This window comes from Pseudidiomarina andamanensis (assembly GCF_009734345.1).
Taxonomy (GTDB): domain Bacteria; phylum Pseudomonadota; class Gammaproteobacteria; order Enterobacterales; family Alteromonadaceae; genus Pseudidiomarina; species Pseudidiomarina andamanensis.
The window spans coordinates 1,536,201-1,556,495 of record NZ_CP032551.1 but is presented as its reverse complement, the minus strand read 5'-3'; the positions used below and the strand labels follow the sequence as shown (position 1 = coordinate 1,556,495).

The 20,295-nt window shown below is 47.6% G+C and carries 20 protein-coding genes; 17 read left to right on the top strand and 3 right to left on the bottom strand.

Features of this window, described 5'->3' with window-relative positions; translation table 11 throughout:
- Window positions 1-15 precede the first annotated feature (15 nt).
- Genes trmH through hemB form a run of 12 tightly spaced genes read left to right on the top strand, consistent with a single transcriptional unit; the run spans window position 16 to window position 11,330 of the window.
- Window positions 16-702, top strand: coding sequence for a tRNA (guanosine(18)-2'-O)-methyltransferase TrmH (trmH, locus tag D3795_RS07410; RefSeq protein WP_156267534.1), 687 nt, complete (start codon window positions 16-18; stop codon window positions 700-702).
- A complete protein-coding gene (gene recG, locus D3795_RS07405) occupies window positions 699-2,780 on the top strand; it encodes an ATP-dependent DNA helicase RecG (RefSeq protein ID WP_156267532.1) in 2,082 nt (693 codons plus the stop codon). Before trmH ends, recG begins: the two co-directional genes overlap by 4 nt.
- A gap of 42 nt (window positions 2,781-2,822) precedes the next feature.
- Window positions 2,823-3,578 (top strand): bifunctional demethylmenaquinone methyltransferase/2-methoxy-6-polyprenyl-1,4-benzoquinol methylase UbiE, encoded by a 756-nt coding sequence (gene ubiE, locus D3795_RS07400; protein WP_156267530.1) that lies wholly within the window; start codon window positions 2,823-2,825, stop codon window positions 3,576-3,578.
- Window positions 3,578-4,198, top strand: coding sequence for a ubiquinone biosynthesis accessory factor UbiJ (locus tag D3795_RS07395; protein WP_156267528.1), 621 nt, complete (start codon window positions 3,578-3,580; stop codon window positions 4,196-4,198). The genes ubiE and D3795_RS07395 overlap by 1 nt, the downstream gene beginning before the upstream one ends.
- A 2-nt stretch (window positions 4,199-4,200) precedes the next feature.
- Complete coding sequence (ubiB, locus tag D3795_RS07390) at window positions 4,201-5,847, top strand: ubiquinone biosynthesis regulatory protein kinase UbiB (protein ID WP_156267526.1); 1,647 nt, start codon at window positions 4,201-4,203, stop codon at window positions 5,845-5,847.
- Between the two features lie 15 nt (window positions 5,848-5,862).
- Window positions 5,863-6,075, top strand: a complete 213-nt coding sequence (gene tatA / locus D3795_RS07385; RefSeq protein ID WP_156267524.1) for a Sec-independent protein translocase subunit TatA — start codon at window positions 5,863-5,865, stop codon at window positions 6,073-6,075.
- Between the two features lie 5 nt (window positions 6,076-6,080).
- Window positions 6,081-6,428, top strand: coding sequence for a Sec-independent protein translocase protein TatB (gene tatB, locus D3795_RS07380; RefSeq protein ID WP_156267522.1), 348 nt, complete (start codon window positions 6,081-6,083; stop codon window positions 6,426-6,428).
- Entirely contained in the window at window positions 6,421-7,158 is a 738-nt protein-coding gene (tatC, locus tag D3795_RS07375) for a twin-arginine translocase subunit TatC (protein WP_156267520.1), read from the top strand. Before tatB ends, tatC begins: the two co-directional genes overlap by 8 nt.
- A 3-nt stretch (window positions 7,159-7,161) precedes the next feature.
- Window positions 7,162-7,728, top strand: a complete 567-nt coding sequence (locus D3795_RS07370) for a hypothetical protein (RefSeq protein ID WP_156267519.1) — start codon at window positions 7,162-7,164, stop codon at window positions 7,726-7,728.
- The gene (locus D3795_RS07365; protein WP_156267518.1) at window positions 7,728-8,507 is read left to right on the top strand and encodes a TatD family hydrolase; all 780 of its coding nucleotides are present in this window, start codon (window positions 7,728-7,730) and stop codon (window positions 8,505-8,507) included. The genes D3795_RS07370 and D3795_RS07365 overlap by 1 nt, the downstream gene beginning before the upstream one ends.
- A 7-nt stretch (window positions 8,508-8,514) precedes the next feature.
- A complete protein-coding gene (locus tag D3795_RS07360; protein WP_156267516.1) occupies window positions 8,515-10,314 on the top strand; it encodes a sensor domain-containing diguanylate cyclase in 1,800 nt (599 codons plus the stop codon).
- A 14-nt stretch (window positions 10,315-10,328) separates the two neighbouring features.
- The gene (gene hemB, locus D3795_RS07355; protein ID WP_156267514.1) at window positions 10,329-11,330 is read left to right on the top strand and encodes a porphobilinogen synthase; all 1,002 of its coding nucleotides are present in this window, start codon (window positions 10,329-10,331) and stop codon (window positions 11,328-11,330) included.
- A gap of 1 nt (window position 11,331) precedes the next feature.
- Here the strand turns inward: hemB and D3795_RS07350 are convergent, their stop codons facing one another.
- Window positions 11,332-12,252 (bottom strand): Ppx/GppA family phosphatase, encoded by a 921-nt coding sequence (locus D3795_RS07350; protein WP_156267512.1) that lies wholly within the window; start codon window positions 12,250-12,252, stop codon window positions 11,332-11,334.
- 6 nt (window positions 12,253-12,258) lie between these two features.
- Entirely contained in the window at window positions 12,259-13,533 is a 1,275-nt protein-coding gene (gene rhlB, locus D3795_RS07345) for an ATP-dependent RNA helicase RhlB (RefSeq protein ID WP_156267510.1), read from the bottom strand.
- 88 nt (window positions 13,534-13,621) lie between these two features.
- Between rhlB and trxA the strand changes: the two genes are divergently transcribed.
- From trxA to D3795_RS07325, 4 genes are all read left to right on the top strand, one after another.
- Window positions 13,622-13,948 carry a thioredoxin TrxA gene (gene trxA, locus D3795_RS07340; RefSeq protein WP_092857136.1) on the top strand — a complete coding sequence of 109 codons (327 nt, stop codon included), beginning with the start codon at window positions 13,622-13,624 and terminating at the stop codon, window positions 13,946-13,948.
- 245 nt (window positions 13,949-14,193) lie between these two features.
- Window positions 14,194-15,459, top strand: a complete 1,266-nt coding sequence (rho, locus tag D3795_RS07335; RefSeq protein ID WP_092857134.1) for a transcription termination factor Rho — start codon at window positions 14,194-14,196, stop codon at window positions 15,457-15,459.
- A 141-nt stretch (window positions 15,460-15,600) separates the two neighbouring features.
- The gene (locus tag D3795_RS07330) at window positions 15,601-17,172 is read left to right on the top strand and encodes a Calx-beta domain-containing protein (protein WP_156267508.1); all 1,572 of its coding nucleotides are present in this window, start codon (window positions 15,601-15,603) and stop codon (window positions 17,170-17,172) included.
- A gap of 15 nt (window positions 17,173-17,187) precedes the next feature.
- On the top strand, window positions 17,188-17,727 hold the full coding sequence (locus tag D3795_RS07325; RefSeq protein ID WP_156267506.1) for an Lcl C-terminal domain-containing protein: 540 nt from the start codon (window positions 17,188-17,190) through the stop codon (window positions 17,725-17,727).
- On the opposite strand, the gene D3795_RS07320 is transcribed toward D3795_RS07325, so the two are convergent.
- Window positions 17,724-18,719 (bottom strand): endonuclease/exonuclease/phosphatase family protein, encoded by a 996-nt coding sequence (locus D3795_RS07320; RefSeq protein WP_156267504.1) that lies wholly within the window; start codon window positions 18,717-18,719, stop codon window positions 17,724-17,726. The genes D3795_RS07325 and D3795_RS07320 overlap by 4 nt on opposite strands.
- Window positions 18,720-18,825: 106 nt before the next feature.
- Here D3795_RS07320 and ubiD point away from each other — a divergent pair, with 106 nt between their 5' ends.
- The gene (gene ubiD, locus D3795_RS07315) at window positions 18,826-20,292 is read left to right on the top strand and encodes a 4-hydroxy-3-polyprenylbenzoate decarboxylase (protein ID WP_156267502.1); all 1,467 of its coding nucleotides are present in this window, start codon (window positions 18,826-18,828) and stop codon (window positions 20,290-20,292) included.
- The last annotated feature ends 3 nt before the right edge of the window (window positions 20,293-20,295 follow it).

Here is a 20,295-nt window from a genome sequence, read left to right as displayed (position 1 = left end):
TAGTTGGAAATCATCATGTCGCCGGAGCGCTTCGCACGTATTTCGCAACTGTTAGACCAGCGTCAACCTGATCTTACGTTGTGTTTGGAGAGTGTCCATAAAAATCATAATTTAGCTGCTTTAGTTCGCACTGCCGATGCCGTTGGTGTGCATGAAGTACACGCTATTTGGTACGAGCGCCATTTTCGAATGACACGTGGCGCCGCTGTCGGCAGCGAAAAGTGGGTGAAGGTTAATCATCATGATGGCTTGCAGCCGGCCATTGATCAGTTGCGTAATGAGGGCAAACAAATTCTGGTTACCAATTTGTCTGATCAAGCTGTTGATTTTCGAACCATAGATTATACCAAACCCACGGCGATTATCTTAGGACAAGAACGCCGTGGCGTCACACCTGAAGCTATCGCTGCGGCTGACCATCAAATTATTATTCCGATGGTTGGTATGGCTGAGTCACTCAATGTATCGGTTGCAGCTGCCGTGATTATGTATGAAGCGCAGCGCCAACGTGAAGCTGCAGGGTGCTATCAACGGCCAACACTACCAGAAGCTGAGCGGCAGCGTGTGTTATTTGAAGGCGGGCATCCGATTTTTGCGCGACTTTGTCGACTCAATGATATTCCCTATCCACAGCTTGATGAGCAAGGTCAAATAGCTGCCGATGAAGCTTGGTGGCAACAGATTCGGAGTGCTAAGCGATGACTTCAGACGGCCTGCATCGAATTCCATTAAGCGCGCTAAAAGGCGTGGGACCAAAGCTCCAAGCAAAGCTTGAGAAGCTTGGTTTGGTGAACGTGCAGGACGTTTTATTGCATTTACCTTTGCGCTATGAAGATCGCTCGCGAATCTATCCCATTGCGGCATTACAGGCTGGTACCAGTGCTACGGTGATTGCTGAGGTGGTAAAAGCTGAAGTGGCCTATGGGCGACGACGTATGCTCAAGGTGCGAGTACGTGACGCGAGCGGCGTTCTAAACTTGGTATTTTTTCAATTCTCAGCCGCGCAACTGAAACAGTTTGCGCAAGGCACACAATTACAATTATTCGGTGAAGTACGACGTGGCATTAACGGCCCAGACATGATTCATCCCGAATATAAAATCCTAGAAGGTGCTGCGCCGCAGCTTGGCGAAGAGGCTTTAACGCCAGTTTATCCCGCGACTGAAGGGGTGCAGCAAGCAACGCTGCGAAAAATAAGTGAACAAGCGCTCACTTACTTAAATGAGCAAGCTTTACCTGAATTGCTGCCAGAGCAATTACGTCCGGGCGGCATTAGCTTAGCGCAAGCCCTGCAGACATTGCATCGGCCACCGCTTGATGTCAGCTTGCAACAACTCACCGAAGGTACTCATCCCGCTCAAACACGCCTAGCTGCTGAAGAATTATTGGCACATCAGTTGAGCCTGTTGAAATTACGTGCCGTAAAACAGGCGCATCAGGCTCGATCATTGCAAGTGAACACCGAGCTTGAACAAGAATTTCTGGCGCAACTTCCATTTAAGCCAACCGGGGCGCAACAGCGCGTCGTACAAGAAATTCAGCACGATTTAGCACTCAATTTTCCGATGATGCGACTTGTGCAAGGCGATGTTGGTTCGGGTAAAACCTTGGTAGCAGCTCTGGCCGCATTAACGGCTATCGGGCAGGGCTATCAAGTTGCGTTGATGGCGCCAACCGAAATTCTCGCTGAGCAACATGCGCTGACCTTTCGGCAGTGGCTCGAACCCTTAGGTGTGCGTGTGGGTTGGCTTGCCGGCAAACAAAAGACGAAAGAACGCCAAGAAAACCTCGCAGTCATCGCCAGCGGTGAGGTGCAGTTTATTGTTGGTACGCATGCACTCTTTCAGGCCGATGTGAATTACCACAACTTAGCGCTGGTGATTATTGATGAACAGCACCGTTTTGGGGTGCACCAACGTTTAGAATTGCGCCAAAAAGGTGTTGTACAAGGGTATCAACCACACCAACTGATCATGACAGCAACGCCAATTCCGAGAACGTTAGCCATGACGGCCTATGCCGACTTAGCAACATCGATTATTGACGAGCTACCACCAGGGCGCACCCCAGTTACCACCGTCGCAATTCCTGATACGCGTCGCGACCAGGTGATTGAGCGCGTGCATCAAGTGTGCACCGAACAGGGCCGACAAGCGTATTGGGTATGTACGTTGATTGAAGAATCAGAGGCGCTGCAGTGCCAAGCTGCGGAAGATACGGCGACGCAATTACAAGAAGCGTTACCGAACTTGCGTATTGGTTTGGTTCACGGTCGGTTGAAAAGCCAAGAGAAAGAAGCCGTGATGGCGGCATTTAAAGCGCATGAACTCGATTTACTGGTTGCCACAACTGTCATTGAAGTGGGGGTTGATGTGCCAAATGCGAGCTTAATGATTATAGAGAACCCTGAGCGGCTCGGCTTGGCTCAATTGCACCAGTTGCGCGGTCGTGTTGGTCGCGGTGCTGCCGCAAGTCATTGCGTCTTGCTTTATCATGCACCGCTGTCAAAAACGGCGACGAAAAGGTTGGCCGTATTGCGCGATAGCAGTGACGGTTTTGTCATTGCACAGCGTGATTTAGAGCTTCGTGGCCCGGGCGAATTGCTGGGGCAAAAGCAAACAGGTTTAACAGAAATGAAAGTGGCTGACTTGGTCAAACATAGTCATTTAATTGATCAAGTACAGCAACTTGCGCACACAATTTGGGAACGCTACCCACAAACAGCCGATGCATTGATCCAACGCTGGTTACCACGACGTGATCACTACGCCCAGGCTTGATTTCGTAGTACACTAGCGGCAGATGCTGAAAAAGGTTTAAACATGAAAGAATCGAATCAAGACACTATCGACTTTGGTTATAAACAAGTCGCGAAAACCGAAAAGCAAAGTTTAGTCGCCAATGTGTTTAATTCCGTGGCGCAGAAATACGATGTGATGAACGATCTGATGTCGTTTGGCATTCATCGCTTATGGAAGCGCTACACCATTGATTGCAGTGGTGTTCGCACTGGCATGAAAGTACTTGATATTGCGGGCGGTACGGGTGACCTAACCGCGCAATTTTCGCGTCGTGTAGGGCCAACTGGCGAAGTTGTATTAGCCGATATTAACGATGCGATGCTCGAAGTGGGGCGCGATAAACTTCGCAACCGCGGCATTGTTGGCAATGTACGCTATGTGCAGGCGAACGCTGAAGAGTTGCCGTTTGCTGATGATAGCTTCGACATTATCACCATCGCCTTTGGTTTGCGTAACGTCACCGACAAGCAAAAAGCTCTGGAATCGATGTTTCGCGTGTTGAAGCCAGGCGGACGTTTGTTAGTGCTTGAATTTTCGAAGCCGGTGCAACCTTTGTTGAATCAAGCTTACGATTTTTATTCGTTTAATGTATTGCCGAAAATGGGACAACTCGTTGCAGGTGATGCCGACAGTTATCAATACCTCGCGGAATCAATTCGCATGCATCCTGACCAAGAAACACTGAAAGGGATGATGGAAAAAGCCGGCTATGACCAAGTCACCTATGACAATTTGACCGGTGGTATTGTGGCGATGCACCGCGGGTTTAAATTCTGATGTTGTGGACGGTCTTTCCGACAGGTGCGGCGGAAGCTTTTGCGAATCATCTACTCAGTTTAGATGCGCAATCGCCAGAGCGACTGCGCAAACTCGCCGACAAACGTGTTCGTGTGACCCTGCATGAGTTGGGTAAGCCATTCACCGTCACCGCGTTAGCCGACGGCGTTGTATTAAGTTGGGTGGATACCGACACGGTTGATTGTCATATCATGACGCGCCTCGCAGTACTGCCAGAATTGCGCGACACCGCTAATATCACCCGTTTAATCAAAGCGGATGCGCTCGATATCGACGGTGACCCAATGTTGGCGCAGCAATTTAGTAAATTATTCGTAGAACTCGATATCGATTGGCAGGAACAGTTAGCGCTGCGTTTAGGCGATGTACCTGCGCATTTTATCAGCCAAGCTTTCTTACGCGGAAAACAGTGGCTTCAGCAAGCGTTAGCTGATCAGCAAGCTTGGGTTCGCGATGTGTTGATTGAAGAAAAACGTGTGTTAGTGAGCACCAGCGAATTTGAAGAATTTAAATTACACCTGCAGCAATTGCGGGCCAAGCTTGATCGCATTGAGCGTGATGTTAAAACCAATTTTCCATTAAGTGACAAAGGGAACTAATCGTGAGTCAGCGCATTAGCCGTGCCTATAAAATTGCGAAGACCTTTTTAACCTACGGGTTAGATGAGATTATTCCGGCGCACTGGTTACCTTGGAGCTTACGAATTGGTCGCTATGGGCTGTTTTGGATGCCCAATAAGCACAAACAAAAACCTGCCGGGGAACGATTGCGATTGGCGCTTGAATCACTTGGGCCGGTGTGGGTTAAGTTTGGTCAGATGCTGTCGACACGCCGCGATTTATTGCCTCCAGATATTGCCAACGAATTAGCCAAGTTACAGGACAAAGTACGTGCGTTCCCTGGTGAACAAGCGCAACAGCTTATCGAAAAAGCGTTAGGCTTAAATCACATTGATGACGCATTTGATGACTTTGCAGTACAGCCGTTGGCATCAGCTTCGATTGCTCAGGTGCATACAGCGCGGTTAAAGCAAGGTGATGATGCGGGCGCTGAAGTTGTTATTAAAGTGATTCGTCCGGATATTCGCGCTGACATTGATGCCGATTTGCGTTTAATGGAAACTCTAGCCGGCATACTCGCTCGGCATTTGCCCGATGGTCGTCGGCTGAAGCCGAAAGAAGTGGTGAAAGAGTACCGTAAAACGCTTCTGGATGAGTTGGATTTACTTCGCGAAGCCGGTAATGCCATTCAGTTGAAGCGTAATTTCGAAAACTCGCCACTGCTCTACATACCAACGGTATACAGCGATTATAGTCGCCATAATGTGATGGTGATGGAACGCATTGACGGTATTCCAGTGAGTGATGTCGATACCTTGATGGCGATGGGCGTGAATATGAAGATTCTTGCCGAGCGCGGCGTGGAGGTGTTTTTCACGCAGGTTTTCCGTGACAGCTTTTTCCATGCAGATATGCATCCGGGCAACATTTTCGTGTCGCGCGATAATCCGGATAATCCCAGTTATCTCGGTATTGATTTCGGTATTGTGGGTACGCTCAATCGCGAAGATAAACGTTATTTAGCTGAAAATTTCTTGGCGTTTTTTAATCGTGATTACCGCAAAGTAGCAGAGTTGCATGTGGATTCAGGCTGGGTGCCAGCTCACATCAACGTTGAAGAGTTTGAGTCGGCAATTCGCACGGTTTGTGAACCTATATTTAATAAGCCGTTAGCGGATATTTCTTTCGGTCATGTGCTGGTGAATTTATTCAATACGGCTCGGCGTTTTGAAATGGAAGTGCAGCCGCAGTTGGTGTTGCTGCAAAAAACGTTGTTGTACGTTGAAGGCTTAGGGCGCACGCTTTATCCCCAGCTAGATTTGTGGCAAACCGCAAAACCATTTTTAGAAAAATGGATGAAGGAACAACTCGGTTGGCGGGCGGTAGTGCGTTCGGTACAAGAAAACGCACCGTTTTGGGCAGAAAAACTGCCAGAAATGCCAACCTTGCTTTATGATTACCTGAAAAGCCACCGGCCGCAGGCGCTTGCGCAGCAGCAACTGTTAGCACAGATGCGTGATGCGCAGCAGCGACAAAGCCGTCAAATTGGCTGGGCCGCAGTAACCTGTGGCTTGATTATTAGTACCACAATTTTATATGTAACCGAGCAACCGCTGTGGCTGGTTGCATCTACTGCGGCAACAGCTGTGCTATGCGGCGCAGTATTGTGGCGTCGAACAAAATCATAGAAAACGAGGCATGACATGGGTGGAGTAAGTCTTTGGCAATTACTGATTATTTTAGTGATTGTGGTGCTGTTATTCGGCACCAAGCGTTTACGCAACATTGGGTCTGATTTGGGCTCTGCAGTAAAAGGGTTCAAGAAATCTGTTAGCGATGAACCGACAGACGATAACGCAGACAAAAAACAGCTGGATCAAAAACAGCAAGCTGCCGATCAAGACAAAGATAAGTAATACACATGTTTGATATCGGCTTTTGGGAACTCATCGTGATTGCCATTTTGGGCTTAATCGTGTTGGGCCCAGAACGGTTGCCGGGTGCGTTGCGTGCCTTGCAGCGCACAGTGAAAAGCGTTCGAGAATTCTCAAGTAATGTGCAGAATGAGCTTAAACATGAGCTGCGCATTAAAGAATTGCATGAGCATTTGCAGCAAGCCGAACAACTAGACATGGATAAATTGCCGCCAGAGCTACAGCGCTCTGTCGCTGAGTTAAAAGCGGCGGCACAGCAAGTGCAGCGCCCGTATGCACCGAAGCATGACGATGCGGCAGTAACCAAGAAAGACGATAGCGATAAACATGAGTAGTCAGTCACCGTTGCTCGATCATTTACTAGAACTCCGCAACCGGCTGTTGCGCAGTGTTATCGCTGTTGGCTTAGTTTTTGTGGTGGCAGCCGTTTTTGCTGAAGAGCTCTATCATTTATTAGCCGCTCCAATGTTGGTAAGCCTTCCGCAGGGTGCCAGCATGATAGCCACCGATGTTGCAACGCCATTTTTCACTCCTTTCAAGCTTGCGTTCGTGGTCTCCATCGCGATTGCCGTGCCCTATTTATTGTGGCAACTCTGGGCATTTATTGCACCTGGGTTATACCGCAAAGAAAAACGTTTGGTTGTGCCACTACTCGCAAGTAGTACGCTACTGTTCTATGCTGGCGCAGCTTTCGCTTATTTTGTGGTACTTCCGCTTGCGCTTAGTTTTTTTGCTTCAGCTGCGCCAACTGGAGTGACGGTTGCAACCGATATCGCTAGCTACCTCGATTTTGTACTGACTATATTCATGGCTTTTGGCATTGCCTTCGAGACCCCAGTTGCCATCATTTTATTGTGTTGGACAGGGGTCACCAATGTCACTTCATTGCGTAAAAAGCGTCCATATATTATTGTCGGTGCTTTCGTTGTGGGTATGTTACTCACGCCGCCCGACGTCATTTCGCAAACCTTGTTAGCAATACCAATGTGGTTATTGTTTGAACTTGGATTAGTGATTGCGGGTCTATATTCAACCGAATCAAAAACCGAACAACATCAGGATTAAATTATGACCAAGCAGTTTGTGTTTCTTTCAGTTGCTGCCATGTCGGTAATGTGGGCGATTTCAAGCCCAGCCCAAGCGCAGTCGTTAGAGCAACAGTTAGCACAATGTACAACTATTAAAAATCCGCTAAAACGTCTCGTTTGCTTTGATGACGTTGCGGCAGGAAACACATCCTCGAACACCGCTGTGACAAACAATAATAGTCCGGTAGCTGGCACCCCTGCCGCTGAGCGAGCTCAAGAGCGAGCTGGTAATCAAGGTCGAGCGCAATCAAAAGAGACAGCGCAAAGTAAACGTGAACGGTTTGGTTTTGAACACTTGCCGGACGAAGAGGCCGAGGCAGCGGAACCTGATCGTATGGATATCCGCATTGCAAGCCACTCACGAAACAAAGTGGGCGTGTTGACCATTGAAACAACGGATGGCCAAGTTTGGGAACAAATCAGTGCTGAGCGGTTCACTATTAAAGAAGGCGAGCCGTATTATCTTGAGCGCGGGTTATTTGGTAGTTACTTCTTTCTGGGGCGCGAAGACAGCCCACGTCGTACGCGTGTTAAACGCATCAAGTAATGCGCTGGTTTGATTGCGGCGTCAATTTAACCAACGGTAAGCTTTTCCGTCATGTGGAGGCGGTGCTTGAACGCGCCGCCGCTGCTGGTGTTGAAAAGATGCTCGTAATTGGTACGAACTTACAGGAAAGTGCCGACGCTGTGGCGCTGTGCGAGCGCTATCCAGACCAACTGCTCGCCACTGTTGGCATTCATCCGCATGATGCCGCCGGCGCCGCATCTGATTTTATCGCTCAACTCAAACAGCTCGCAAAGCACCCCAATGTAGTCGCCATAGGTGAGTGTGGACTTGATTTCAATCGTAATTACTCGCCGCAAGAAACCCAGCTAGAAGTATTTGAAGCGCAATTAGCTCTTGCCGCAGAATTGCAGTTGCCAGTTTATTTACATGAACGTGATGCCCATCAACAACAATGTGAATTATTAGCACGTTACCAATCTGAAATTCCGCGCATGTTGGCGCATTGTTTTACTGGTGGCAAAAAAGAACTTGCACGTTATCTCGATCTTGGTTGTTATATAGGGATAACAGGTTGGCTGTGTGACGAACGTCGAGGGCTTGAGTTGCAGCAAGCTGTGCTGGATATTCCGGCAGAGCGTCTGCTACTAGAAACGGATGCACCATTTTTATTACCGCGAACGATTCGCCCTCGACCAGCACAAAATGAGCCCTGTTATTTACCTGAAATAGGTAAATTTTTGGCGCAGCTAAGACACCAGGAAGTCAGAGAAATAGCTGCCCAAACTTGGCAAAACAGCCTTCGTTTTTTTACAAAATAGGGAAGCTATGACATACAAAACTTTCCAGCAGTGGATGATTCTACTGGTGGTGTTGTGTTTTGGGGGCGCGTTGTGTGAGGCTCGGGCAGAGCCGGCGAAACCACTTATTTACTATCAGCAAGAGAGCGAGACAACATCGCTACAGCAACTGATAGATTCTCCCCTGCAAGATTGGCAAACCATACCCGAGCATGAGGCTGTATCGTTCGGTTATACACCAGAAGCATACTGGTTTCGCGTCGGTGTCGATGAGCACGCCGCTGATAGAATGCTCTATCTTGGCTATCCGTTGCTCGATAGTATCGATGTTTATTTCGTGAAGTCTGGTGAAGTGCTGAAGCATCTTCACATGGGTGATCAACTGCCGTTTAACGAGCGTCCGGTTCATAATAAGAACTTTGTTGTACCAGTACCGACGCATGATGCCCATGATATTTATATTCGTGTGCGAACTGAGAGCTCGTTGCGATTCCCGCTAGAAATTTGGGAACCACTTGATTTTATGGAAGCGAATCAGTACCAAGTAGCGGCGACAGGGCTCTATTTTGGGCTATTGCTGTGCATGGCTATCTATAACCTATTTAATTTTCTTGTCACCCGCGACATCAGTTTCTTAAATTACTCCGCTTATACACTCTCTATTGGCTTGCTCATGGCAGGTCTTGATGGTGTTGGGTATCAGTATTTATGGCCCAACTGGATATGGTTACAAGATCGCATTGTGACCATGATCGGTAGCATCATGATTATATTTGCGACACTCGTTACGATGGGCGTGCTACAAACCAAAATTCATAGTATGACTATCCATCGCTGGTTGCGCCGATTCATGGTGATATATGGCATCACGTTCGTATTAAGCTTATTTGTGCCATATGCCATGCTTATTCCATTTGTACTAATTTTAGCTGTTGTTTGCTCTTCATTTTTGCTAAGTAGTGGCATTGTTCTATGGCGTCGCGGACTCATTTATGCGCGCATTTATACATTGGCATTAAGCGCCTTGCTGGCCGCAATTTGTGTCAACGCGTTGGGTTATTTGGGCCTGTTTGAATCGGTATTCGTGCAGCGCTACGCGATTATGGGGGCATCGGCGTTTGAAGTTTTGTTGTTGTCCTGGGCGCTAGCAATTCGCTTCAATGATGGTCGTAAAGAGCAGCTCGCACTGAAAGAGCAAATGAATCATCAACTTGAAGATATGGTTTCGGAGCGTACCGAACAATTAGAGCGGGTTATGGTGCGTTTGCAGAAGGCAAATCAAGAGCTTGAGCAACGCAGTAACGAAGATGGTTTAACCGGACTGTATAATCGTCGTTTCCTAAATCAAGAATTCAAACGTGAATTCCGCCGTTGTCGACGTAATGGCACCAGTTTAACGCTAATCATGCTCGATATTGATCATTTTAAAGCACTCAATGATAGCTACGGACACTTATTAGGTGACCAAATCTTGATTGATTTGGCGAATTTACTCAAACGTAGCCTTCGCCGCGCTAGCGATACTTTGTATCGTTATGGTGGTGAAGAATTTACCTTGCTGCTACCCGATACAGACGAAGTTGGCGCTCGCGATTTAGCTGTGAAGCTGGCACAGGTTGTTCGTGAGCATCCTTTTGATACCGATCATGGACCAATGCATATTACCGTCAGTATTGGTGTTGCGGTTGCTGCGGCAGGCGTCTATGATCAGCCAACACAATTGTTAGCCGCGGCCGATGATGCTCTTTATCGAGCGAAAGCTGCTGGACGCGATCAAATCCGCGTTATTGTGGAACAAGAGCGCTCTGCGTCTTCCTCAACTGAATAAGCGAAGGACAATTTATGCAGCATGTCAGTCAATTTCCGTTCCGTCGTATGCGCCGTTTACGTCGTCACGATTTTAGCCGCCGTATGGTTGCTGAAAATCAGCTCAGTGCTGCTGATTTTATTTACCCAGTATTTGTATTGCCGGGTGAAAAACAGCGCGAGAAAGTGGCTTCGATGCCAGGTGTAGAGCGTTTATCGATTGATTTGTTGGTGGCAGAATGCAAAGAAATTGCAGCATTGGGAATTCCCGCTGTGGCATTATTTCCAGTGACGCCAGCGGAAGATAAGTCACTGACTGCTGAGGCGGCTTGGGATGATAACGGACTTGCCCAACGTGCAGTGCGCGCTATAAAAGCTGAATTGCCTGAACTTGGTGTGATTACTGACGTTGCGCTCGATCCGTTCACGACACACGGACAAGACGGCATCATCGATGATCAAGGCTATGTCCAAAACGATATCACGACCGAGGCGTTAGTGCGCCAAGCATTATCTCATGCACGTGCAGGCGCCGATGTGGTTGCGCCATCCGATATGATGGATGGTCGTATTGGTGCGATTCGTGAAGCATTGGAAGAGCACGGTTATATTAATGTGCAAATTATGGCGTACTCAGCCAAATATGCTTCGGCATTCTATGGCCCATTCCGTGATGCCGTTGGCTCAGCTGGAAATTTGAAAGGTGGTGACAAGAAAACCTATCAGATGGACCCAGCGAATTCTGATGAGGCGCTGCATGAAGTCGCTTTGGATATTGACGAGGGTGCCGATATGGTCATGGTGAAACCTGGCATGCCTTACCTTGATATTGTGCGTCGTGTAAAAGATACCTTTAAAGTTCCTACGTTTGCCTACCAAGTCAGCGGCGAGTACGCGATGATGCAGGCGGCAATTGCCAACGGCTGGTTAAGTGAAGCGGTGATTATGGAGTCATTGTTAGGCTTCAAACGTGCTGGTGCCGACGGTATTTTGACGTACTTTGCGAAGTATGCGGCCCAACAACTGCAGCAAAAATAAATTATTGCGGCATCGAGTGGGTCAGCATATCAATAAGCAGACCCTCTCGAAGAGCTCCCTCAGCAATTTCTACGCGCTGAATGTTGAGCTGTTCGACTAACGCAATCAAAATACATAACCCACCAACAAAGACAGCTTGACGATCACGGCGAATACCTAGTTTTCCTAGGCCACTCACATGGCCGATAGCACAGGCTTTGCTAAGAATGTCACGAAGCCAGTCTTTACACATGGGGAGTTGTTGGCCTCGCTCGTTCATATCATAAAGCGCACGAAACGTCCCAGAAGCCCCACTGACGTGTTGCCAGCCCGCTTGCTTGAAACGGGTTGCGTGTGGCGCGATAAGGTCGCTAGCAGCCACTATGGCATTCTCGCAAGCTGCTTCACTAATAACTTGTTCAGGGAAGTATTGGTTTTGCCATGTGACACACCCCATATCGAGGCTCACTAAATGCTCTGGATGAACGCCCCTGCCAACAATAATTTCAGTACTTGCGCCGCCAATATCTAACACGAGTACAGATTTGTTTGAGTGTAACAAATGCTGGGTTGCGCCTTGATAAATCAGGCGCGCTTCAGCCTCACCAGAAATAACTTCAATGTCGTGCCCTAGTGCCTGTTTGAACTGCTCAAGCATGACATCATTATTACTCGCTTTACGCAGCGTTGCGGTGGCAACACAACGAATTCGTTCAGTGGGAATATTTTTAAGGAGATTGGCAAACCCGCGTAAACAGTCAATGCCGCGAGTGATCGCGGCATCATTCACACTGAGGTGCTCGTCGAAACCGTCTGCAAGTCGCACCTTTTGACGGTAACGACCTAAAATTCGGTAGTGGCCGTCACGCTTCACGGTGGCAATAATTAAATGGAAACTATTAGAGCCTAAATCAATTGCGGCGAAGCGTGCGTCCTGCGTCATGGTAAGTTACCGAGCCGGCTTACGACCACCGCCACTTCGTCGCTGTTGGTTACCACCGCTACTGCGGCGACCTCCGCGCGGGCGACGGTTATTAGAACGTGGCGTTTTTAAATCAGTCAACAGTGCTGTCGGGTCGTATTTGGTCACTGGAATGCTATGACCAATATACTCTTCAATCGCTGGAAGATTATAAACATACTCTTCACACGCTAAGTTGACCGCTTTGCCGCTTGCGCCAGCGCGGCCGGTACGACCTATACGGTGCACGTAATCTTCAAAATCATCCGGCAAATCGTAGTTATAAACGTGACTGACTTCAGGAATGTGAAGGCCGCGTGCGGCAACGTCGGTGGCAACTAAAAAGTCGAGCTCACCATCGGTGAATTGCTCAAGAATTTTCAATCGCTTGCGCTGCGGCACATCACCGGTTAACAAACCAACACGATGACCGTCGGCTTCCAGCCAATTGTAAACTTTTTCGCAGGTATGTTTGGTGTTGGCGAAAATAATGGCCTTATCAGGCCAATCTTCTTCAATCAGCGTCAGCAATAACTTAATTTTGTCTTGCTTCGACGGATAAAACAGCTCTTCGCTGATACGCTCGCCGGTTTTACGCAATGGCTCGATTTCCACTTTGGTCGGCGAATCCATGTGCTCATAAGCAAGTTCTTGCACGCGCTGCGACAACGTCGCCGAAAACAGCAAACTTTGACGTTGGCCTGGCGCTGGCATTTTGTTGAACATGTAGCGAATATCTTTGATGAAACCTAAATCGAACATCCGATCGGCTTCATCAAGAACGACCGTTTGAATTTTATCGAGTTGATAAATGCCTTGCTTGTAGTAATCAATCAAGCGACCGGTGGTGCCAATCAGGATATCAACGCCTTCTTCGAGCTGTTGCCGTTGAGAATCGTAACCTTCGCCCCCATACACAATGCCAAGGCGCATATCGCAATGCTTCGCGAGTAGTTCAGCATCATTGGCAATCTGAATAGCAAGCTCACGCGTTGGCGCCATAATAATGGCACGCGGATAACGTTTCTCACCGTCACGAGGGTTGTTAAGCAGCGTCGTAAACGTTGCAATTAAAAACGCCATCGTTTTACCAGTACCGGTTTGGGCCTGGCCAGCAACGTCTTTTCCGATTAACGCAATCGGTAAGCTCAATGCTTGTATCGGTGTACAATATTCAAATCCAGCACTTTCCAGTGCGGACAATACCTGCGGGTGCAGGTCGAGATCGGCGAAGCGTGTCTCTGTTAAGTGTGTTTTACTCATGGCGTAAGCATATCAGTTTGCGCTAACATTCAAAAACAGAAATAATAGTGTTTTATTATTTCACGCGAATTCAGCAGCGGAGATTATCATGAGTGACAAAATTGTTCAGCTAAGTGATGAAAGTTTTGAGAGCGATGTTCTTAATTCTGACAAGCCAGTATTAGTAGACTTCTGGGCCGAGTGGTGTGGTCCATGCAAAATGATCGCCCCAATCTTGGACGACATTGCCAATGAATACGGCGACCGCATCACTGTCGGTAAACTGAACGTTGACCACAACAACCAAACCCCACCAAAGTACAACATTCGCGGTATTCCTACCCTGTTGTTGTTCAAGAACGGTGAAGTTGCAGGTACTAAAGTAGGTGCGTTGTCAAAAGCACAACTGGCTGAGTTCATTGAACAAAACCTGTAATTGCTAGACAGATTCAGCGGGTTGTTGAAGATGATCTTTGGCAACCTTTGCTGAGCTTTTGCACAAAATGAGCTGAAAAACTGGACGTTTTTCCATTTAAGTGTTACTTTTCCCTGCATAACAATTCTTCAGGGTGCCAGCCTTCCGGCAGCCGAGCAGTCAAATCCCGAACTGATTTAACGAAACTGGTTTAACTAAATAAACGTACAACTATTTCCATTGGCCAAAAAAGTCATAACCCCCCTATGAATCTAACAGAATTAAAAAACAAACCTGTGAATGAGCTGGTTCAGCTCGCAGACACAATGGGCCTAGAGTCCATGGCGCGTATGCGCAAACAAGATATTATTTTTGCCATTTTAAAAGCGCATGCGAAAAGTGGTGAAGACATTTACGGTGATGGTGTGCTGGAAATCTTGCAAGATGGCTTCGGCTTCTTGCGTTCAGCCGACTCATCTTACTTGGCTGGTCCAGACGATATCTATGTCTCGCCAAGTCAGATTCGACGCTTTAACTTGCGTACCGGCGATACCGTATCAGGAAAGATTCGACCGCCGAAAGAAGGCGAACGTTATTTTGCCCTCCTGAAGATCCGCGAAGTTAACTTCGACAAACCTGAAAACTCCCGCAACAAAATTTTATTTGAGAACTTAACCCCATTACATGCCGACGAACGTATGCGCATGGAACGTGGTAATGGTTCAACCGAAGACATTACTGCTCGAGTTCTCGATTTAGCATCGCCGATTGGTAAAGGCCAACGTGGCTTGATTGTGGCACCTCCGAAAGCAGGTAAAACCTTATTGCTCCAAAATATTGCCCAGTCAATTGCCGCCAACCATCCTGAATGCGTGTTGATGGTACTTCTTATTGACGAACGTCCAGAAGAAGTGACAGAGATGCATCGCTTGGTGAAAGGTGAAGTGGTTGCTTCAACCTTCGATGAGCCGGCGAGCCGTCACGTTCAAGTAGCGGAAATGGTGATTGAGAAAGCCAAGCGTTTGGTTGAACACAAGAAAGATGTGGTGATTTTGCTTGACTCGATCACGCGTTTAGCTCGTGCCTACAACACTGTAATTCCGAGCTCAGGCAAAGTATTAACCGGTGGTGTTGACGCGAACGCGCTACATAAACCGAAGCGCTTTTTTGGTGCGGCTCGTAATGTCGAAGAAGGCGGTAGTTTAACAATTATAGCAACCGCATTGATTGATACGGGTTCGAAAATGGATGAAGTCATTTACGAAGAATTTAAGGGCACCGGCAACATGGAGCTGCACTTAAACCGTAAGATTGCTGAGAAACGTGTATTCCCAGCCATCGATTTCAACCGTTCTGGCACGCGTCGCGAAGAGTTACTGACATCGCAGGATGAACTTCAGAAGATGTGGATTTTGCGTAAGATCGTTCACCCAATGGGCGAAACTGAAGCAATGGAATTCCTCATCGATAAACTGCAGATGACTAAAACGAATGATGAATTCTTTGAAGCGATGAAACGCCAAAAGAGTTAATCTAATCAGCGGTCTTGCTAATTCCCACGCAAGGCCGCTTTTTTAATACCTTCCTTAATTTGTTAATTCACTTGCGCTGTACGCTATTTCTCGTTATTAATTGTTATAAAAAATTATGACAATTAAAAAGGATTTGTTGAGATGGCGCCAAAGCATCGTTTCTTAGTTTCTTCATTATTGGCATTATCGCTTGTCGGTTGTGGCGATGGAGAGGTTTTCCAAAATGGTCAGCCACCGGGTGGTGACCCTACCGGTGGTGGTGATGGCGGCGGTTCTCAAACAACACCAGTAGCAACCGCGCAGAGTGTCTCAGTCACAGAATTGACTCCGAATGATGCGGTGCAAGCGGAAATTGTTGTCACTTTATCGGAAGCGCCTGACTCAACAGTTTCATTGAATTACGCAACCGCAAACGGAACGGCACTCGCAGCTGAGCATTATCGCTCGACTTCAGGAGCACTCGAATTCGTTGCAGGGCAAAGCTCGAAGTCATTTTCAATACCAATTATTTCGAATAATTATTACGGCAGTGACAAATCGTTTAGCGTCAACTTCTCTGGCGCGTCAGGTCTCGAGTTAGGTGTTACGTCAATTGAAGTAACCATTAAAAACAACGATGCAATTCCTTCGCTACAATTCAGTCAACCGCAATTCAGAACGTCTGAGCAAGCGGGTGAAATTGAAGTACTAGCTCGCTTAAGTCACGCCTCAGAAACACCAATTAGTTTTGCTGTGAGTTTAGCTGGTACCGCAACTCGCGACAGTGATTACACAATCAATGAGCAAACATTCACAATTCCAGCCTTTACAACACAAATTGAAGTTCCGTTAACCATGCTCAGTGATAATCTCAAAGAAGGCGGAGAAACTATTATCTTGGGCTTAAACAATGCTGATGGGGCATCCATCAATGCGTCCAGAAGCATCTTAACCGTCATGATTTCTGGTGACGCTGTATTAGCAGATTCCGGCTTTGTCGGTTACTACAATGCAGGAACTTATAATGCAACTACGCCAGAGGCAGGTTACGAAAATCAAGATGCTGATTATGGTCGGGATACTGGCGCTGAAGGAACCTTCCATGACGACGGCCAAGGTAATTTAAACTTCACCAAACTCGATTTTAACGGCAACGCATTGCCGCGCACAGCAACGGCTTTTGAATGTGTGCGCGATAACTTGTCAGGCACCGTATATGCAGTTTGGGGTAGCCCAACTTATATCGAAGGATGGAATAATCCAGCGAATCTGTACCGTTGGTATAACTCAGATCCAGCTAATAATGCCGGTAACGCTGGAACCTACAGCCCGAATGAACTCGAGCCTAACGCGGATGAGACGTACTACACCGCAGCAACGTGTGAATTTCCAGGTATCGAAGGTGGTGAGATTGACTATGAAGCGGGTTGTACCAGCGAGAATTATCTCAATTACTTAAATGTACTTGGCTATTGTGGTTTCAGTGACTGGCGTCTACCAACTGTGAATGAAGCACAAAGCAGTTCGCTATTCGGTCAAATGTTATCGTATGACGTTAATTATTTCCCAGATGTTGCACAGTTTAGCTCTGACAAAATCATGACGTCATCGCCTGCCGCTGATAACTCTGGTGCGGCATGGTGTTGGGATATTCAAAACTCACGTCGAATGCTGTGCAATAAAAATGATTACATTAGTATTCGTGCCGCACGTAACCCGGCTGTTAGCGACTAAACAAGGAGGTCAGCAATGAAAAAATTATCGTATCTATCGCTAGTGGCATGTGTTGTGGGCTTAAACGGCGTTGTTGAAGCTTCCTGCAAATATGAATCAATTAAACCAAATACTGCACCTGACCAGTTCTACGATAATCGTGACGGCACGGTTCTCGATGTGCGCACTGGGTTAACGTGGTCACTGTGCTTATATGGTCAAGCTTATGATGCAAGCAATAACAGTTGCACAGGTTCGCCGACAGCAGTGACCGATTGGAGCGTTGCGTTAAACGCGCAGGATGATTTTAGTCATGGCGATGTGACAGATTGGCGTTTACCAAACATCAAAGAACTCGCAACTTTAGTTGAATATGCGTGTTTTGATCCGGCCATTCGCACTGAAGTGTTTCCAGAAACACCAAGCGCACCATTTTGGACCAATACCCCTGATGCCGAAGATATCGACCCTGCGCCATTAGCACTGGGTCGCTATATTGATTTCTTTGATGGTAGCGAGTTTAACGATAACCCAGCGGTTTCGCGGTTTATTCGTTTTGTTCGCGCGTCTGACTAAGCTGAAACTTCGCTTTTTAGCGCTAACTCGGTCAGCAACGCAAAATGATCTGAGCCAAACGGTGGAAGCCGTTTGAGCGCTACCAGCATAAAGTGTTCACTGTGAAACACGTGGTCAAGCGGCCAGCGCATAATTGGAACTTGAGCATGGAAGGTATTATAAATACCACGCCCCATGCGCGGATCAAGCAACTGACTTTCTTTTAAGAAGGCTCGAGTCGATTTTGACCATGCCACGTCATTTAAGTCGCCAGTAACAATAACCGGACCAGTTTCCTGACGAGCCCGTCTAGCGACGAGCATTAACTCGTTATCGCGTTGTTTCGATTTTTCATTTTCTGTTGGGCTTGGCGGTGCTGGATGAACACAATGCATGCGCACAACACGCGTTGGTAGTTGCAAATCAAAATGCATTGACGGCACACCTTCTTGAATTAAGTCGGTGACTTCAATGTTGGTCATCGGCCATTTCGAGTACACCATCATGCCGTACAAGTTATTTTGCGGTTTTCGAATAACATGCGGTAGGTCATCTTCAATATCACTGAATTGCTGTTCCCACCATTCGTCTGTTTCCACAGCGACAATAATATCCGGACGGTTATCGTTTATGATTTGGGTTAATTCGACGCCGCGACGATTTGGTTCTAATACATTCACGGTTAAAAGCCGGATATGCTCATCAACGTTTGGCTCATCGCGCTTGCGTTTGTAGCGCTTGACCGTGCGCGCTGCAAAGGGCGTGTAGGGAAATATCCACCAAAATTGCCAGGCGCCACAAACCAATTGAACGCTAACCAACAACCAGGTACTGATTTGGTTAGCGGGCAGGAAAACCGTGCTAGCCATTAATAGGAGCAATGCCACAGCGCTCTGCTGCAATCGTGGAAAGTCCCAAATGCGTACCCACCAAATTGTCTTGTTCAAACGCGGTAATAAACTGGTCAGTGCAAGTAAACCAGTCACGAGTGCGATGATCCAAAAAGCCAGCATTACGATATCCCTATGAGTTCGTCGAGTCAGCGCTGAAAACTATAACAAAAACATTTATACTGCGCCCTGACTTATTGGTAAATCATTAACCACAGCGAGAGCCTAAGTGAAATATCAAGACCTACGCGATTTCATGGCGTTGTTGGAAAAGCGCGGTGAACTAAAGCGCATACAACATGAAATTGATCCCTATCTTGAAATGACCGAGATTGCCGACCGCACGTTGAAGGCGGGAGGACCTGCGTTGTTGTTCGAAAACGTGAAAGGTCACGATGTTCCAGTGCTGGCGAACTTGTTTGGTACACCTGAACGGGTCGCTTTGGGCATGGGGCAAGAATCAGTTGAAGCTTTGCGTGATGTTGGTAAGTTGCTGGCATTTTTGAAAGAGCCCGAGCCGCCAAAAGGTTTTCGCGATGCTATTAACATGCTGCCGATGTACAAAAAAGTACTCAGCATGTCACCGAAGCAGCTAAAAAAAGCACCGTGCCAATCAATTGTGCTCTCTGGCGATGATGTTGATTTGACCAAGTTGCCCATTCAACATTGCTGGCCCGGCGATGTTGCGCCGCTGATTACTTGGGGGCTTACGGTAACCCGTGGTCCACATAAAGAGCGACAAAACTTAGGTATATACCGGCAACAGTTGCTTAGCAAAAATAAGGTAATCATGCGCTGGTTATCGCACCGTGGTGGCGCACTTGATTTTCATGAGTGGAAGCGTGCACATCCGGGTGAAAACTTCCCTGTGGCTGTTGCTCTTGGCGCTGATCCAGCAACGATTCTGGGCGCTGTGACGCCGGTTCCGGACAGCCTATCTGAATACGCGTTTGCGGGTTTGTTACGTGATGGCAAAACCGAAGTCGCAAAATGTATTAGCAACGATTTGCAGGTGCCAGCGCACGCTGAAATTATTCTCGAAGGCTATATCGCACCTGATGAGACGGCGCCGGAAGGACCATATGGCGATCACACCGGCTATTATAACGAAGTGGATGAGTTTCCAGTATTTACTGTGACCCATGTCACCATGCGTGAGAAACCGATTTATCACAGTACCTATACCGGTCGTCCACCGGATGAACCGGCTGTGCTTGGCGTCGCGCTAAATGAAGTGTTTGTGCCTCTACTACAAAAGCAATTTCCTGAGATTGTGGATTTTTATTTACCGCCTGAAGGCTGTTCGTATCGCGTGGCCGTAGTCACCATGAAGAAACAGTATGCTGGTCATGCCAAGCGCGTGATGATGGGTGTGTGGAGTTTCTTACGCCAGTTCATGTATACGAAATTTGTGATTGTTTGCGATGACGATGTGAACGCACGCGATTGGAAAGACGTTATTTGGGCCATGACGACCCGAATGGATCCGGCGCGCGATACAGTGTTGGTTGAAAATACACCAATTGATTATCTCGATTTTGCGTCACCAGTATCTGGTCTTGGCTCAAAAATGGGAATGGACGCAACGAATAAGTGGCCAGGTGAAACGGATCGCGAATGGGGCGTGCCAATTGTCATGGATGCTGAAGTGAAGCAACGCGTTGATGCATTGTGGGACGAACTGGACATTCTTTAAGGA